At 64.4% G+C, this 14,984-nt stretch carries 14 protein-coding genes; 5 read left to right on the plus strand and 9 right to left on the minus strand.

Features of this window, described 5'->3' with window-relative positions; translation table 11 throughout:
* Nucleotides 1-12 precede the first annotated feature (12 nt).
* Together gntA and AC3WS4_RS00220 are read right to left on the minus strand one after the other, a co-directional pair.
* Nucleotides 13-699 carry a guanitoxin biosynthesis heme-dependent pre-guanitoxin N-hydroxylase GntA gene (gene gntA / locus AC3WS4_RS00215; RefSeq protein ID WP_492740317.1) on the minus strand — a complete coding sequence of 229 codons (687 nt, stop codon included), beginning with the start codon at nucleotides 697-699 and terminating at the stop codon, nucleotides 13-15.
* A gap of 204 nt (nucleotides 700-903) precedes the next feature.
* Nucleotides 904-1,455 carry a type 1 glutamine amidotransferase domain-containing protein gene (locus AC3WS4_RS00220; RefSeq protein WP_492740316.1) on the minus strand — a complete coding sequence of 184 codons (552 nt, stop codon included), beginning with the start codon at nucleotides 1,453-1,455 and terminating at the stop codon, nucleotides 904-906.
* Between the two features lie 311 nt (nucleotides 1,456-1,766).
* Here AC3WS4_RS00220 and AC3WS4_RS00225 point away from each other — a divergent pair, with 311 nt between their 5' ends.
* From AC3WS4_RS00225 to AC3WS4_RS00245, 5 genes are all read left to right on the plus strand, one after another.
* Nucleotides 1,767-2,435 carry a thermonuclease family protein gene (locus AC3WS4_RS00225; RefSeq protein ID WP_062179274.1) on the plus strand — a complete coding sequence of 223 codons (669 nt, stop codon included), beginning with the start codon at nucleotides 1,767-1,769 and terminating at the stop codon, nucleotides 2,433-2,435.
* Between the two features lie 287 nt (nucleotides 2,436-2,722).
* Entirely contained in the window at nucleotides 2,723-3,304 is a 582-nt protein-coding gene (locus AC3WS4_RS00230; protein ID WP_083435714.1) for an RNA polymerase sigma factor, read from the plus strand.
* Nucleotides 3,301-4,209 carry a FecR family protein gene (locus AC3WS4_RS00235; protein ID WP_062179268.1) on the plus strand — a complete coding sequence of 303 codons (909 nt, stop codon included), beginning with the start codon at nucleotides 3,301-3,303 and terminating at the stop codon, nucleotides 4,207-4,209. The genes AC3WS4_RS00230 and AC3WS4_RS00235 overlap by 4 nt, the downstream gene beginning before the upstream one ends.
* Before the next feature lie 78 nt (nucleotides 4,210-4,287).
* Nucleotides 4,288-7,224 carry a TonB-dependent receptor gene (locus AC3WS4_RS00240; RefSeq protein WP_062179265.1) on the plus strand — a complete coding sequence of 979 codons (2,937 nt, stop codon included), beginning with the start codon at nucleotides 4,288-4,290 and terminating at the stop codon, nucleotides 7,222-7,224.
* Nucleotides 7,218-9,206, plus strand: coding sequence for an Atxe2 family lasso peptide isopeptidase (locus AC3WS4_RS00245; protein WP_062179262.1), 1,989 nt, complete (start codon nucleotides 7,218-7,220; stop codon nucleotides 9,204-9,206). Before AC3WS4_RS00240 ends, AC3WS4_RS00245 begins: the two co-directional genes overlap by 7 nt.
* A gap of 88 nt (nucleotides 9,207-9,294) precedes the next feature.
* On the opposite strand, the gene AC3WS4_RS00250 is transcribed toward AC3WS4_RS00245, so the two are convergent.
* From AC3WS4_RS00250 to AC3WS4_RS00280, 7 genes are all read right to left on the minus strand, one after another.
* On the minus strand, nucleotides 9,295-10,959 hold the full coding sequence (locus tag AC3WS4_RS00250) for an asparagine synthase-related protein (protein ID WP_492742551.1): 1,665 nt from the start codon (nucleotides 10,957-10,959) through the stop codon (nucleotides 9,295-9,297).
* A 41-nt stretch (nucleotides 10,960-11,000) separates the two neighbouring features.
* The gene (locus AC3WS4_RS00255; RefSeq protein ID WP_062179257.1) at nucleotides 11,001-11,660 is read right to left on the minus strand and encodes a lasso peptide biosynthesis B2 protein; all 660 of its coding nucleotides are present in this window, start codon (nucleotides 11,658-11,660) and stop codon (nucleotides 11,001-11,003) included.
* Nucleotides 11,661-11,702: 42 nt separating this feature from the next.
* Nucleotides 11,703-11,837: a hypothetical protein gene (locus AC3WS4_RS00260; protein ID WP_274520227.1), complete on the minus strand. Its 135-nt coding sequence runs from the start codon at nucleotides 11,835-11,837 to the stop codon at nucleotides 11,703-11,705.
* 97 nt (nucleotides 11,838-11,934) lie between these two features.
* Nucleotides 11,935-12,540 carry a GntR family transcriptional regulator gene (locus AC3WS4_RS00265; protein WP_062179254.1) on the minus strand — a complete coding sequence of 202 codons (606 nt, stop codon included), beginning with the start codon at nucleotides 12,538-12,540 and terminating at the stop codon, nucleotides 11,935-11,937.
* 14 nt (nucleotides 12,541-12,554) lie between these two features.
* On the minus strand, nucleotides 12,555-13,460 hold the full coding sequence (locus AC3WS4_RS00270; protein WP_238586598.1) for a phytanoyl-CoA dioxygenase family protein: 906 nt from the start codon (nucleotides 13,458-13,460) through the stop codon (nucleotides 12,555-12,557).
* 10 nt (nucleotides 13,461-13,470) lie between these two features.
* Nucleotides 13,471-14,118 (minus strand): acyl-homoserine-lactone synthase, encoded by a 648-nt coding sequence (locus AC3WS4_RS00275; protein WP_492740315.1) that lies wholly within the window; start codon nucleotides 14,116-14,118, stop codon nucleotides 13,471-13,473.
* Between the two features lie 57 nt (nucleotides 14,119-14,175).
* Nucleotides 14,176-14,901 (minus strand): helix-turn-helix transcriptional regulator, encoded by a 726-nt coding sequence (locus AC3WS4_RS00280; RefSeq protein WP_193749120.1) that lies wholly within the window; start codon nucleotides 14,899-14,901, stop codon nucleotides 14,176-14,178.
* Between the last annotated feature and the right edge of the window lie 83 nt (nucleotides 14,902-14,984).

Raw genomic sequence — 14,984 nt, forward strand, 5'->3', positions numbered from 1 at the left:
GCGCACCGGCGCTCAGGGCGCCGCGTTACGTCCGGAGAAGGGACACCGCCAATCGGGTCCGACAGCCCGCCCCGAATATTGCCGTGCCTCCGACACGTCGCCGTGACGGGCAAGCATGGGGTTCGCGCTTCCGGCCAAGGCGATGTCGCGCGCGATGATCTTTCCGCGCATCGTCTCATAGACGTCAGCCTCGCGCAGTTTCTCGAACTGGTCGTGGAGGTTGAACACCAGTGCGGGGCGTTCGAAGCGGCGAGCGGGACGGCTTGCTTGGGGGTGGAGACCGACGACGAAAAAGGCCTCGCCGCCGAAGCTCAGCGAAAAGTGCGGATCATCGGGGCTGTGACTGACGCGCGGATCGGGCGGCTGGCCCGCCCAGTCGTCCTTCCGGCTCAGCGAGTCGATACGCTCCCACAGGCATGTCTCGAACGCTTGCTCGTCGAGCCCACCATCCTCCTCGAAGATCACCACGAGCGAATGGAAGAGGCTCGGCGAACGCGCATAACTCCAGGCGAGATCGAGGAGATTGGGGTAGATGCGTAAATCGTCCCATGCCGAGCGCATGTCGCGGCCGACGACGAAGCGGATCTGGCCCCGCGCAAGCGCAGACTTGGCTCCGACACAAGGAAAATCCGCGGCGCGAATGAAGTGCTGGAAGCGTTGAGCCAGCGGATGGGAGCTGTCGTCGGTTGGCGGTAGCATGCTGCTGAAACCGCCCCCTCTCGTCGCAGTTGCAGCGAGTTAACTTGGGTTGCGTCGATTTTTCGGTCGCCTCGTCTCCGCTCATTTTCGATCGGTGGCCTGCAGCCGTAGTGTACAGCTTAGCCCCCTCCAAGTATCTCGAAGCCCGGTTATTCCACCCAATCAAGGGGGCGCTCAGAAACACAACTTCTGACCCCAGAAATTTCAGCTCTCGTCCTGCAGCGCCTCTATGATCGCGTCGCAAAATGCAGGCAAATCGTCGGGGCAGCGGCTGGTAATGATGTTGCCGTCGATCACGACCGCCTCGTCGACCACCTCGGCACCCGCGTTCGCGACGTCGGTCCGTATCGACTTATAGCAGGTCAAGCGCCGCCCCTTTGCCAGCCCCGCTTCGATCAGAAGCCATGGCGCTTGGCAGATGGCCGCAACCGGTTTGCCGGTCGCGGCAAAGTCACGAATCAACGCCACCGCGTCGTCATCGACGCGCAGAAGATCCGGATTGATCTGACCGCCCGGCAGTATGAGCGCGTCGTAATTGTCGATATGGACATCGGATATCTTGAGGTCGACCTCGATCTCGTCGCCCCAGTCATCTTCGTCCCAGCCGGTAATATCGCCCATCTCGAGGGACGCGATATCGATCTTGGCTCCAGCGTCCTGAAGACGCTCAAGCGGGACCTCAAGTTCGGATTGTTCGAAGCCGTCGGCGGCCATGATGAGGATACGCCGGGACGATAGGGGTTCGGTAGTTGCCATGAGGGGAGCTCCTTTGCCTGTTATCCAGACAAATGCGCCGCGCCTTCATATGTTGCCTGCCTCGGCCCATGCCTGCCATGCGAAGCTACAAATGAAAAAGGCGGCCCCGAGGGGCCGCCAAGTCAGTGAATGAAGGGAGCCCTCCATTCGGGTCGCGAGCCGGCGGATAGACGATCGCGCAAAACAGGCGAGCAAAATCTACCATGCCGTAGCGTTATGCGGCGGCGATGATGCATCTCGGCAACAGTTTGCAATGGCTCGGGTCCGATCCTGCAAGGACCTGGTAAGCCGAAGCGGTTATCCTCGGTGACATGAGACATATCATCGCCGCCTCGCTGCTGCTGCTCGCAGTCCCTGCTCTCGCCCAGGATATCAGTGGAGTGGCACGCGCCGCCGACGGAGATTCGCTCGACTTCGGCGGGATCGCGGTCCGGCTTCACGGCATTGATGCACCCGAACTGTCGCAGACTTGCGAAAGGGCGGATAGAAATTGGGCCTGCGGCAAAGCTGCTGCGGCCAAGCTGGCCGCGCTCGTCGGTGGACAGCAGATCATTTGCGAACAGCACGACATCGATGCTCATGGACGCACCGTCGCCGCCTGCCGCGCCGGGGCCACCGACCTTGCCGGCGCGTTGGTCGACGCCGGGCTTGCGGTAGCCCTCGCGGACTTCTCGGACCGTTATGTCGCGCATGAGGCCCGGGCCAAGGCTGCGCGCCTTGGTCTTTGGGCCGGGACATTCCAAATGCCCGCAGACTACCGCGCCGCGCACTCTCACACGGTCGCCCGCGACGCCCAACGGCGCCGGGAATCAATCCCCTCACCCGCTCCGCGCGCGGGGCCTACGACCACATATTATAGCAACTGCAAGGAGGCCTGGGCGTCCGGCGCTGCCCCCCTCCGCCGCGGGCAGCCGGGCTATCGTCTCGAGATGGACGGCGACGGAGACGGGATCGCCTGCGAGCCCTATCGGCGCCGCTGACAAGCGAGGGTTCAAAGGAAGAATCCGATTCGATTTGGATGCAATTGCTCCGGGGACTCTTGCCCTGACGCACCGTCGGGCTATGCTTGCCCTGCATCGGGCAAGAAGGCGCGCGGTGCCGGGTCGTAAGAAGCCTCGTCGGAAAGCCTTGTGAAATTTCCATCCGCTGCCGGGTGGCCGACGCGTATGTCCAGGCCCTCGGGCTAAAGGCGGCGGCGCATATTTCCGAATATGTTCTTACCACTCCGGCAGACTCGCTTTCCGGCTCGACCGGTAGGCGATATGGAATGGACTATGACGACGCCCCCTCGGCAGGCCGCGGCCTCCCGTCGGGAACTCCCCTTCCCCCCGACGACTGGGCCGGTCATGGCCATGACGCTCGGATGGAGAATCTCTACGCTTCGCACCATGCACGGGTCGCCGGAATCTTCCGACGCAATGTGCCGCCGCAGGAGGTGCCGGATCTTGTCCAGGAGACGTTCCGCCGGCTCATGTCCGCTAAGGGGTATGGCGCCGGATTTCTGGAAGCGCCCGCCGCCTATCTGGCATCCGCCGCGCGCAGCATTCTCAAGAACCGTGCGCGTTCGGGCGTGCGCAGTCATGTACAGGCCCATGACAGTTTCGAGGACCAGCAACTCGCCGGTCCCGATCCCCACGCCGTTCTCGAACAACGCGACCTTCTGCGCCGCGCCGAGGATGCGATCGCTGCGCTGAATCCCACCACACGGGATGTATTCCTGATGCACAGGCTCGATGATCTGAGCTATTCCGAAATTTCACGAATCAAAGGCATGAGTCTGAAACGCGTGGAAAAACATATCGCCAAGGCCCTCAAAGCGATCCGCAAGGCGCGAGACGCACAGCTGTGAGGCGGGCGGACAGCGAGGCGGCCGACTGGGCCGCCAAGATGCACGGCTCGCCCACCGAAGCCGAACGGGCCGCATTCGCCGCGTGGCACGCGAAGCCCGGCCATGCGGACGCCTATGCCGAGGCAGAGGAACATTATATGCTGGGTGCTAGCATGTCGCGTCAACGCATCGGCGCCCAGGCACGTCCGTCGCAAAGCGCACCGCGCCAGCTTCGCTGGGCGGTCGCCGCGGTCGCGGCTGTGAGCATCGCGATCGGCTTTGCCTGGCACCTCGGTAAGCCTGTCGACGTCGAACAGATTGCCGCCGGGCCAATGTTGCCCGGCCAACTTCGCCTTGCCGACGGGTCGACGGTGACGCTGGTGGACGGCGCATGGGCTGAACCGCAGTTCACGACAAGCGAGCGGCGCGTCCGCCTGCACGGCGGGCGCGCCCGCTTCGAGGTCGCCCATGATGCCGGCCGGCCATTCATTGTCATCGCAGGGCGATCCGAGACCATCGCGCTCGGCACGGTGTTCGAGGTTGATGCCCGCGCGTCCAGCCCGAAGATCAAGCTGGTCTCGGGCTCGGTCGAGGTTCGGCTCGGCGGCACCGCGAAAGCAATCCGGCTCGCTCCGGGCGAAAAGGCGGAAGTGTCCGAGACCGGCCCGCGCCTTCTTCCCGAGATGACGCCCCCCCTGCCGTCGACGATGCTCGCGGCCAATAATCTGCCGCTCGGCGCGGTTCTCGACGCGGCGAACAAGACCGGCGGCAAGCCCATCCGTCTTGACGATCCCGCCCTTGCCTCGCTTCCCGTCACCGGCCGGTTCGACGTCGCCGACGGCGACAGCCTCGCGCGCAAGCTTGCCGCTGCGCTCGGCCTTACGGCCGAGGACAAAGGCAACGAAATCATCCTCCGGAAAAAATAGTTCGATCGGGAGGGGGGATCATCCTCTCCCGGTGTTTTGCACCCCAGACGGCCAACAGTGGCCGCTTGGGGAGGTATCATGAAGACCAAGTTTATTGCGGCGATGCTCGCATCGGGCACTGCGGCCATCGCGATCCAGGTGCCGAGCGCGCAGGCCCAAATTCAGGCTCGGGTGGGACAGCAAAGCTACAACCTCCCGGCGCAGGATCTTGCCACCGCACTCCAGCGATACTCCGAAATCTCCGGCCGCGAGGTCATCGCCTCCGGCACGATCACACACGGCAAGCGCAGTTCTCGCGTGACCGGCCGCCTGAACGCTGACGCTGCCCTATCCCGCCTCCTCTCCGGCACCGGTCTCATCGGAGAACTCATCGACGGCGCCCTGGTACTGCGCGAGGGAAACGACGGTGCCGCGGCAGCGCAATCGATTGATGGCCGTGACGAGGCGATCGTCGTAACCGGAACCCGTATCCGTGGAACGGGCCCCGTCGGCTCGGCCGTCGCCACCATCGATCGCGATGCGCTCGATCGCAGTGGGCGAGCAACGCTCGCCGATTTCATCCAGACGATCCCCCAGAACTTCTCGGGTGGTCCCGCCGAGGCCAATGTCGGGTTCAGCAATCGCGGCAAAGCCTCATCGAATATCGCCTATGGGAGCGGCTTCAACCTGCGCGGCCTCGGGCCCGGCGCCACGCTCACGCTGTTCGATGGCGCGCGGCCCGCGCTGGGCGGCGGGTCGGGCGCCTATGCCGATGTATCGCTCGTGCCCTCCGTCGCCATCGACCGGGTCGAGATTCTCACCGACGGCGCGTCCGCAATCTATGGTTCGGATGCGGTCGCGGGGGTGGTGAACATCCGCTTTCGCAACCGCTTCGAGGGCGCCGAGACACGGCTGCGTGCCGGGACCGCCGATGGCGATTATGGCGAGGTCCAGATCAGCCAGATTTTCGGTACGGGCTGGTCTGCGGGCCACCTCGTCGTCGCAGGGGAATATAGCAAGCGTGGCAATCTTGAGGCGACAAAGCGACCTTTTGCTACCGAGGATCTTCGAGCCTTCGGTGGCCCCGATCTGCGCTCGAACTATAACAGCCCCGGGACCATCGTGGCCGCAAACGGCCAGCGTTTCCTCATTCCGCGGGGCCAGAATGGTCGCGGGCTGACGGCAGCCCAACTGACGCCGAGCGCGGATTTCAACCGCGGCGACGCGCGGCGTCACACCGACATTCTGCCCGAGCAGGAGACAGGGAGCCTCTATGGAAGCGTCGAGCAATCGCTCGGCTCGCACGTCACATTATTCTCGCGCGCCCTGTATTCGGAGCGGCGTTTCGAGGCACGACGCCGCGTCAGCGGCCCGACGCCGGTCCGCGTTACAAGTGCGAATCCCTTTTATGTCGACCCGATCGGAACGGGTCAGCCGATCAACGTCTATTATGATCCGGCAGCGGACTTCGGCCCGGAAAGCCTGCGCGGCACGGCAAAGGCCTTCAACAGCCTCGTTGGCGCACGCGCCGACATCGGGACCTGGTCGATCGAACTGACCGGCGGGTTCGGACGCCAGAAGGAGCGTTATGACAGCTTCAATCTGGTCCACAGCCTGCGCTTCTCGCGCGCGGTCGCCTCGACGAACGCCCCGCAGGCGATCAATGTCTTCGGCGATGGCGCGGTCAACGACCCGGCGCTGATCGACAGCCTGCGTGGTACCATCACCGCCAAAACCCGGTTCGAGGTTTGGACGGGAGCCCTCCGTGCCGACGGCACCTTGTTCGCGCTGCCCGCGGGCGACCTCAAAATGGCGGTGGGCGCCGAGTATCGCCGCGACCGCTTCACCTTCGAGCAGGTGCTCGACCTCGTCACCGACACGCCGCTGGTCATCGGCATCCCGGGTCTGCCAGACAAGCGCGTCGTCAAGGCCCTCTACGGCGAACTGGTCGCCCCAATCTTCGACAGCGGCGCCAGCTTTCCCGGCGCGCTCACCGTGTCGGCTGCCGGACGCTATGAGGATTATTCGGACTTTGGCGACACCGCCAATCCAAAGTTCGGCGCACGTTGGACGCCGCTCCCTGGGCTGGCGTTCCGCGCTTCCTATGGAAAGTCGTTCCGCGCGCCTTTCTTCGACGAACTGGTAGGCACCGCCAACGCGCTCTACCAGACGCTCCGGGTCGCCGATCCCTCGTCGCCGACCGGGCAAACCGTTGTCCTCGCACTCTTCGGCTTTCGTCCCGACCTGCAGCCCGAGCGCGCCGAGACCTGGACCGCCGGCATTGACTTCGAGCCTCGAGCGATCCCGGGCACGAAGCTGTCGCTAACCTATTTCGATATCCGCTACCGCGACCGAATTGCGTCGGCATCGAGCGATAGCCGGAATATCCTGAACCGGCGCGATCTTTATGCGTCCATCATTCAGGACAATCCGGACCTCGCGACGGTGAACGGCTATTTCACTGGGCCGAACTTCTCGAATGGACTCGGCGTAACCCCAGCCGACGTCCGCGCCATCATCGATCTCAGGACCCGCAACCTATCAACTTCGGCGATCCGAGGTCTGGATTTCGACCTTGGCTACAGCCGCCCGGTTGGCGGCGGGAGCATCTCGCTCAGCCTCGGGGGTACCAGACTATTCGCGATCGACAACCAGATCACCGAAAGCGCGCCGCGCGAGCATGTGGTCGGAACCCTCGGTAGTCCGGTGAAGCTTCGTCTTCGCGCGCGGGCTGGCCTAACGCTCGGAGCCTTCGATGGTGGCCTCGCGGTGAACCACGTGGGCTCCTACCGCAACCTCACGGTCACGCCCGTAGAGCGCGTCAGGAGCTGGACGACCTTCGATCTCCAGCTCGGCGCGCGGATCGGCGATCCCGATCGACGCTCGCTGCGGATTGGTTTCAGCGTCAACAATCTTTTCGACAAGGATCCGCCCTATGTGCAGTTCCGTGGGCCGAGCTATGCGATGGGCTATGACCCCGAACAGGCTAGCGCGATCGGCAGGAACATGGCGCTTCAGGCGGTCATTACATGGTGATTGCCGCCGCGTTACTGGCCGCCGCTAATCCGATAGCGGCGGCCCACCGCAAACCTGTCGCGGCTACTGACCTCGTCGAAGTCGCAGAGATCGGCGGCCCGACGATTTCGCCCGATGGGACGCATATCGTCTTCCGTGTCAGTCGGCCCTCGCTCGAAACCAACGAAACGAGCCTCACATGGTATATCGGCGCGGTCGACGGGTCCGAGCCGGAGTTCGCGGCGGACGGCGGCCTCGCTCGCATCGACGGCGCGGGCCTCGTCGCCGACCAGACCCCGGTCTGGGACCCCGACAGTCGCGGATTTCGGTTCCTTGCGTACCACGCCGGGGCGATCTCGCTTTGGCACTGGAGAAAGGGTGCCGGCGCGCGCGAAGAAATCCGCGAGGATGCAGATATAGTCGAGTTTGCGCTGTCAGCGGACGGCAAGAGCCTTCGCTATACGGTCGGCGCGACACGGGCGCAGATCGAGCAGGCGGAGATGAAGGCCTATGAGGAGGGTGTGCTGGTCGACGCCGCCGTCGATCTCAACCAGGCGATCGCCGGCGGCGTCATCGACGATGGCAAAAGGATCATGCAGCGCTTCACCGGCCCCTGGTTCGACCGTCGACGGATATTGTGGGATGCGCCGCGCCGCGAGAAAGCCGTGCAACTACAACCGGCCGCCACCCCTCTCTCCGGCTCGCTCAAAACGGAGACCCGTACCCCATCGCAAGGGGTCTCGGTCGCCTCGGACGACGGAAGCGTTGCGACCGTAAAACGCGCGGCGAAGCGCACGACCTTGACCGTCACCCGCAAAAATGGGGCGACAATCCTCTGTGCCGCTCCCATCTGCCAATCGCCAGGATTACTGGTGACGGCGTGGAGGCCAGGCCGGGACGCCTTGCTGCTCTTCCATGATGCCGGCAGCGCGCGCGAGGATGTGTGGGAGTGGAGCGTCGGCTCTCGCACAGCACGGAAGATCGTGACGACCGATGGTGCGCTTCGCCTGACCGACCGCCCGCTTCGCTGCGCCGTGGCGCGCGACGCACTCCTCTGCGCCGAAAGTCAGCCCCTCATTCCGCCGCGCCTTGTCCGCATCGCCCTCGCGGGGGCGAAGCATAGCGTCGTTTTCGAACCCAATGCCGCACTTGCGAGGCGCGTACGCGCCGAGGCCATTCCGCTCGCCCTCCCGGGCAATCGCTCAGCCATCCTGCTGAGGCCTGCCGGGACGAAAACTCCGACACCGGTCGTCGTCCAGAATTATCATTGCGCCGGGTTCCTGAAAGGCGGCACTGGCGACGAGCTTCCGATGCTGCCGCTCGTTGAACATGGCATCGCCGTCCTGTGCATCGATCCGTTTCGCGGACCACCGCGTGGTGGGCAGGAAGGCACCTACGAACTAGCCCGGACCGTCATCGCCGCCGCAATCGAGGATCTTGCCAAGGAGGGCCTCGTCGACCCGAACAAAGTGGGGATTGCGGGGTTCAGCCATAGTTCGGGCGTCGCGCTCTGGGCTCTCCGCCATAGCAAAGCATTTGCAGCAGCGACGATCGGGACCGGCCAAATTTCGCCCCATTACTTCTGGACCAATGCCGTCCCTGACCGCGGCTTTGCGGCAACGCTGGAGGATTATTGGCGCATGGGCGATCCGGACAGCGACCCGGCGCGCTGGAAGATCGCGTCGGCGGTTTACGACATCGCCGCGATCGACACGCCGATTTTGATGCAGTTGCCCGATGCGGAAGCCCCTTGGACCGCGGAGTTTCACACCAAGCTCAAGCGCGCCGGAAAGCCGGCGGAGATGATCGTCTATGCAGATGAGCTCCACAATAAATATCAGCCGCGACACAAGCGCGCCGTCTATGACCGCAATCTCGACTGGTTCCGGTTCTGGCTGACCGGTGAGGAGGACCCGGCTCCGGAGAAATCCGCTCAGTATGAGCGCTGGCGCCATTATCGCGCCGGAGGTCCACAGGAGCCCTTGCCCGTGCCTGCGCGATAGGTTCGTGTCGGGCGGGCCTCCCCCGGGGACCGCCCGGCACGACATCGCAGTCAAAGCATCAATCGCATTCGATGACGAACATCCTCTGCTATTCTCCTCCAGAATGCGGATGTGCGACCGAACGCGCCCATCGCTCGATATCCGCGAAGCTCAATATCCGGGTCACCATGACCGGATCGGGCCTTGTGTCGTCGGCGAAGAGCGCTGCGACCGCATCGAGATCGAGGAGTCCGGCTCCAGCCAGCCATCCGTCCAGCAGAAACGAGCGAAGGCGCTGGCGATGGGTTTCAAAGGCAGGAAGGAATACCGACAATATGCGCCCCTTCCCCAGACGTTCGATCACCATCTCGGGCAGGTCCTGCCGGAACGCCTTGCGCGCAAGCGCGCGGTTCTGGCCGCCCTCTCCCCACTGCCAGCTCGGGACGCCGAGCGTATATTCGATGATCGGTTGCGACAGCAGCGGCGCGATCATCGGCATGGATACTGCGCGGTCGTAGCCATCGAGAAATGGCTGCACGATGAGGAGTTTTATCGCGTAGACCTGCTGGCCCGGCGAGGCGCGATGTGCCTCGACCATCCAGGGATGCTCGGGATGATCGCGTGCGAACCGCCGCGAGAGCAGGCTATGATCGACTGGCCAGAGCGGCGGCGGCTTCAGCAAGCGCTTCATGGCATAGCCCAGCGCGCGCCACATATTGTCGTTTGCGAGTTGCGCGAGATCTCCCGCCGCGCGCCATCCCGAAATCGGCCCTTCGTAGCGCAGGGCATCGAGCACCGGCGCGGCCGAGGTAAGATAGCCGAACACATTGTCGCCGCCGGTACCAGTGAAGATCGCGTCGGCCTTGAACTCGCGCGCACCTTCCAGATAGGCGCCGTCGCTCGGACCGAGCAGGCCAAAGCCCCCTGGCCTCGCGCGGAGTGTCTGGGGCGGGGCCATCGGGTCGCCAAAGGACGGACGCTGCCACTCGGCCAGCGGCGCGCCGACATGTTCGGCAACCGCTCGGGCATAGGGCCGCTCGTCACCGTCGGGGTCGGTCGTCGCCATCGTGAGCCCGCGCCAAGGCCGACGGCGTCCGCTGAGGCAGGCCGCCATAATGCTGCTGTCGATCCCTCCGGAGAGCTCTAGCTGCACGCGCTCGAACCGCATGCTCCAGGCCGACACTGTACGGCTGACCTTGTCGCGAAGCTCCTCAGGATCGATCCGCTCGGGAGGTCTTTGCGTATAATCCCATGGCGACCAGCTCGCCGGCCGCGTCATGTCCTCGCCAAGGACTGCGATCTCGCCGGGCAATAACTCGCGGACACCGCGAATCTCGCCTGCTGCCCCGCGAAGCAGGGGAAAGCGCATCCAGGCATCGATGCGTTCGGGGTCGAGCGTGTCGAGCGCGAAGCCCAGCGCGCGCGCGAGCGGCAAATCGGTGAAGGCAGTACGAACCAGCCCTCCAGACCCATCCTGGGTGAAGCAGAAAAGTGGAGGGCCGCTCATAGGGGATCGCAGGAGAAAAGTGCTGCCGTCCTCTCCGGCCCAGAAGAGAAGAAAATTACCCCAAAGCTGGCTGATCGCCCAAGCTCCCTCGCTCGCTACGATGCGCTCGACCTCGGGGGGCGTCAGCGCCTCGCAGGGAGCATATCCCTGGCGATGAAAAGCCCAGCCGACCAGCGCCACGCCGTGACTAATCCAGGCGGTCGTGCGGGCATCGACGATCAACCTGGCCCGCCCGATGCTGCCGGCGTCGTGGAACCCGCCCGGCAAAACCGGGGTATGAGGCCCCGCGACAAGAGCGCAGCGGATCGTCACAACCGGAAAACCGGCGTATAGTCCGCCACGGCATTGATATTGTCGGAAAGTAGCAGCTCTCCCTTTTGGACCCAGGCATGGGCAGCAAAGGGATCGATGCGCACGCCGAAGAGGACGTCGCAATCGACGTCGCGCTTCCAAAGAAATCGCGCAAGCGCCAGACTGTCGGGCACGCAGAGGCGGCGCCAGGGTAGCTGCACCCGCGCTGCCGCATAGCCGCGAGCCATTGCTCCCGGATCCGTGGCCCGGTCGGCGCGGCCGCGAAGGTGTCGTGCTTTCAGGGCACGCCAGCGGGCAACCGTTGCACCAATCCCCTGGAAGCGAAGGCGCAGCGAGGCTCCGGCGCGATATCGACCGATTTCGAGCGCGCTGGCGCGCTCGGCCTTGCCCGCAAGCTCCAGCGCGCTTGCCGTCGGTGCCGGCACCGATATGGGCAAAACGGCTGCGCCGGGTCCCTTCGCAAGGAGTCCCCTTGCCGTGAGACGGTCAAGGGCCGGGTCCGCGCCAGACCTTGGTGCTCCGCTGGTGCCGAGAGCGGCAAGCGCTCCGGCTTCGGCGCCGCGAAGCATCAGGTAGCGGTCGGCCTCAATATCGAGGAGCACCGCGCCTCCGCCGACGAAGCCGAAGCTGACATGGGATGGAAGATGATAGCTCATGGCGATACGGACGCGGCGCCGCGCGCCGCGTCCGCCATCCCGTCAGTCGGCGGTGATCGCGCCGTCCGGCTTGAAGTGGATGACCGAGCCATCCTCGGGATAGGGCAGAAGCCCGCCGAGCGTTTCGACGCTGGCGATGCCCAGTTCTTCGATTTCGGCGTTGTCGATGCGGTCCATGGGACCCTCCTTTGCTGACGCCGCGGAATTGCGGCATCATTAAAGCTACGCCCTTGAATCGGTATAGGAATTTTATAATTCTCGAATATGTCGAATATTATCTGAGCGGGTCCGAACGCGGCTTGAGTTCCGCGACGACGCGGCCCGCCTGGGCCATGCGGCGCCGGTGAAAGGTCGTGATCTTGCTGCGCAATGCCGTCCAGCGGCCGAAGCGATAATCGTCCTCCATCGCCGCGAGCACGACCCTCAAGCCGCCATCGATCCGCGCTTCGGCCACGCGAAATCGCTGACAACGCTCGACCACATTGATGATCGCGTAGCGCAGCTCGCGGTTCGGGCTCCCCATCGCGATTGCACGGAACAGCGAATCGACGGCTTCCGGATAGGCCGACACATGCGCGAGCTCGACGAGCATTCCGGGCGGATCGGGGCGCGGCGACTGCCCCTTCAACGCGATGCCGAGGAGCGATCCCGCCCACGCATACAGATCGTGAAGATCGGCCTCGGCGAGGAGCGGCTGGCGGAACCCCTCCTGATGCCAGCTTTCGACGATCCTCTCGCCCGACAGGCGGTGCAACGCATCGCGAACTGGGGTCGCGCTGGCGTCGAAGGACTTCGCCAACTGCGTCGGATCGAGGCGCGTGCCCGGTGGATAGCTCCCTGACAATATGCGCGCCTTCAGCTCCAGGTAGACGCGCTCCATGGTCGTGCCCGGGCTCACGTCGCCAGTGCCCCGCCCTCAGCCCGCTGCGCCGCGACATGTTCGGCGAGCAGTGCCTGCTGATCGGGCCGGAGCGCGTCGATCGCGGCAATCGGATCTTGCGGATAGCCATCGAACAGGACCGACGGGCACTGACCCTCGAAATTGCCGAGATTGGGCCGGTGCTGGGCATATCCCGCAAGCGCCGCCACGCCGGGCGAGAATGCCCGCGCAATCTCAGGCGGATAGGCCAGCCACTGATTTTCATAGGGCTTGAGCCAACCGAGGCAGTAGCTGACGATAATCCCGCGGCGGACGTCGCAGCTCCGGTTTCCGCCGGCGCCGTGCAGCGTCGAGCCGAGGAAGACGATCGCGTCGCCGGGCTCGGCCTCCGCAATAATCGGGGCCTCTTTGGGCTCCTCGACCAAGGCTTCGACGCCATGGCTGCCGGGCCAGATGATCGTCGCGCCATTCTCCTCGGTGAAGGGTGTCAGCGGCCACATGACATTCACCAGATATTCGACCTCGCCCAGCGCACCTTGCCACATATCCTGGTCTCGGTGCGGGAATTGCGCGAGCGCGCCGGGATGCAGCTCGATCGCCTGCGCGAGATTGAGCTGGATCCGCTCGCACCAGTTTCCGAGCGCAGTCTCAGCCAATTCGAGGATCGCCGGGTTCATCACGAGATCGGCCATATGCCGCGAGCGGATCAGGAGGCGGCCGAACCGCTTGGTCCGCTCGCCGTAGAAACCGCCCTCGCAGAAGGGCGTCGCCTCGTAGCGTGGTCCGAGATCCGCGGCGATCGCTTCGATAAGCAATGTCGGAGCGGCGCCCTGCAGAACCGCATAGCCGCGGTCCATGAGGGCATTTGCGGCAGGGGATCGATGAGATCGCTCGTCGAGGGCGGCGTGGTTGATCAGCATCTTACCCTCCTTAGGCTGCGCAGGCGGCCGAGGCCGCGATTGCATTGCTGACGATGCCTGCGGCCGCGAGTTTTGCGACGGTGGAGGCATCGATATCGATGCGGAGGCCAACGAGCGCCTGCCCACGGTGGAGGAGCGGCTCGCCGAGTGAGTGACAGTCCCAGCCGAAGGTCTGGATCTGACGGAACCAGGGCAGTTCGGCAACGCCGGTATAGGTGCTGACCTCGTTGGCGAGCGCGAACTCTGCAAGCCCGACCAGCAGCGCGTCGCGCGCGATCCGCCGCTGCCGCGCGCCGATGCCCGGCGATAGGCAAAAGCGGGTGATTTCGAGGACGTTGGGGCCCTGCGGCACGTCCCCTGCGACCAGCCCCGGGAAGAGGCTGTCGAGGAGGGCAGGCCGGGTGGTGAGTAGCAACCGCGCCGAGGCGAGATGCTCGCCGTCCGGATCGGTCACGATCAGATAGGTGGCATCGACGTTATCGAACTGGTCCAGCTCGAAGCGATCGGCCAGCGCAGGAATATCCCATTTCAGAAGATCGATGAAAACGCGCTTGCGCGCCTCGAACATCGTGCGCATCGCCTTGTGCTCGAGCGCCCGGTTGGTGGAATCGACAATTAGCAGCATGGATTTGCCTCCGTTTGAAAAGAGGCGTTCCAATTGAAGGGCTTTTCGCCGCTGCACCATAGCATGATCGGGGGGTGTCCCCAATTTTTCTCAGCGCTTGGCGATGTCCTCGAAACTTATGTCGCCGTCGTACAGCGCGCGCACGGTAAGCGTGATACCGCCATTCGCCTCGTAGCGCTGGCGGGCATTGCGCAGATGTTCGCGCACCGTGTCCGGACTGAGACCAAGTCTCAGCCCTATTCTGGGCACGGACTCGCCCTTGGCTGCCCATATCAGCACCTCGCGCTGCCGACGGGTAAGGCGTGGCCCGATGTGCGCGAGATCCGGATAGGCGATAAGGCGCGCCGCATCGAAAGCGGGACCGCCAATCATCCGCGCAAATTGCAGCGCGTCGGCACTCGCAGAACTACCCGGCTTCCACGCAAACGAAACAGAGCCATGCGCATGGCCGGGAAGATGCGCCGGCACGGTGAGACCGTCACCGATGCCGTGCCGCCGCGCCTCGGCAAGAATGACTTCGTCTTCGGGCCGCTCGGTCTTCATATCGTGCCACAGGAAACCCGACATACTGCGCTGGCTCTCGCGGTGAACGGGATCTGTTACACCCAGACGTTGCTCGTCGAACCAGAGAGCCCATTCTTCCGGATAATTGTGGACGCGCACGCCCCGATCCGGAGCCGCCAGGAAGTCGATATGGTGACTAAGTGCGAACCACGAGCAGCCCATTCGCGAACACGCTTCCTGCAACAGGTCGGCGAGACCCGCCTTGTCCTTCACCCGGCTGACGTCGAGCGCAAATGCATGCGCGGCGTCCATCGTCGGCATTATGACCCTTGGCGCGCCGACCGGCGTTTCCGACCTGCCGGGTCCGCGAGCCCCTCGTCAGTGCGTGCGGCCTT

Source organism: Sphingopyxis sp. EU05-FHT14B03 (assembly GCF_058790875.1).

What these genes read in the sequence shown, in the direction of transcription:
- AC3WS4_RS00265 (WP_062179254.1), bottom strand. Translation starts at nt 12,540, where the DNA reads ATGGAGCGCGTCTACCTGGAGCTGAAGGCGCGCATATTGTCAGGGAGC.
- AC3WS4_RS00245 (WP_062179262.1), top strand. Translation starts at nt 7,218, where the DNA reads ATGGTGATTGCCGCCGCGTTACTGGCCGCCGCTAATCCGATAGCGGCG.
- AC3WS4_RS00280 (WP_193749120.1), bottom strand. Translation starts at nt 14,901, where the DNA reads ATGGACGCCGCGCATGCATTTGCGCTCGACGTCAGCCGGGTGAAGGAC.
- AC3WS4_RS00225 (WP_062179274.1), top strand. Translation starts at nt 1,767, where the DNA reads ATGAGACATATCATCGCCGCCTCGCTGCTGCTGCTCGCAGTCCCTGCT.
- AC3WS4_RS00230 (WP_083435714.1), top strand. Translation starts at nt 2,723, where the DNA reads ATGGACTATGACGACGCCCCCTCGGCAGGCCGCGGCCTCCCGTCGGGA.
- AC3WS4_RS00255 (WP_062179257.1), bottom strand. Translation starts at nt 11,660, where the DNA reads ATGAGCTATCATCTTCCATCCCATGTCAGCTTCGGCTTCGTCGGCGGA.
- AC3WS4_RS00240 (WP_062179265.1), top strand. Translation starts at nt 4,288, where the DNA reads ATGAAGACCAAGTTTATTGCGGCGATGCTCGCATCGGGCACTGCGGCC.
- AC3WS4_RS00260 (WP_274520227.1), bottom strand. Translation starts at nt 11,837, where the DNA reads ATGGACCGCATCGACAACGCCGAAATCGAAGAACTGGGCATCGCCAGC.
- AC3WS4_RS00270 (WP_238586598.1), bottom strand. Translation starts at nt 13,460, where the DNA reads ATGCTGATCAACCACGCCGCCCTCGACGAGCGATCTCATCGATCCCCT.
- gntA (WP_492740317.1), bottom strand. Translation starts at nt 699, where the DNA reads ATGCTACCGCCAACCGACGACAGCTCCCATCCGCTGGCTCAACGCTTC.
- AC3WS4_RS00220 (WP_492740316.1), bottom strand. Translation starts at nt 1,455, where the DNA reads ATGGCAACTACCGAACCCCTATCGTCCCGGCGTATCCTCATCATGGCC.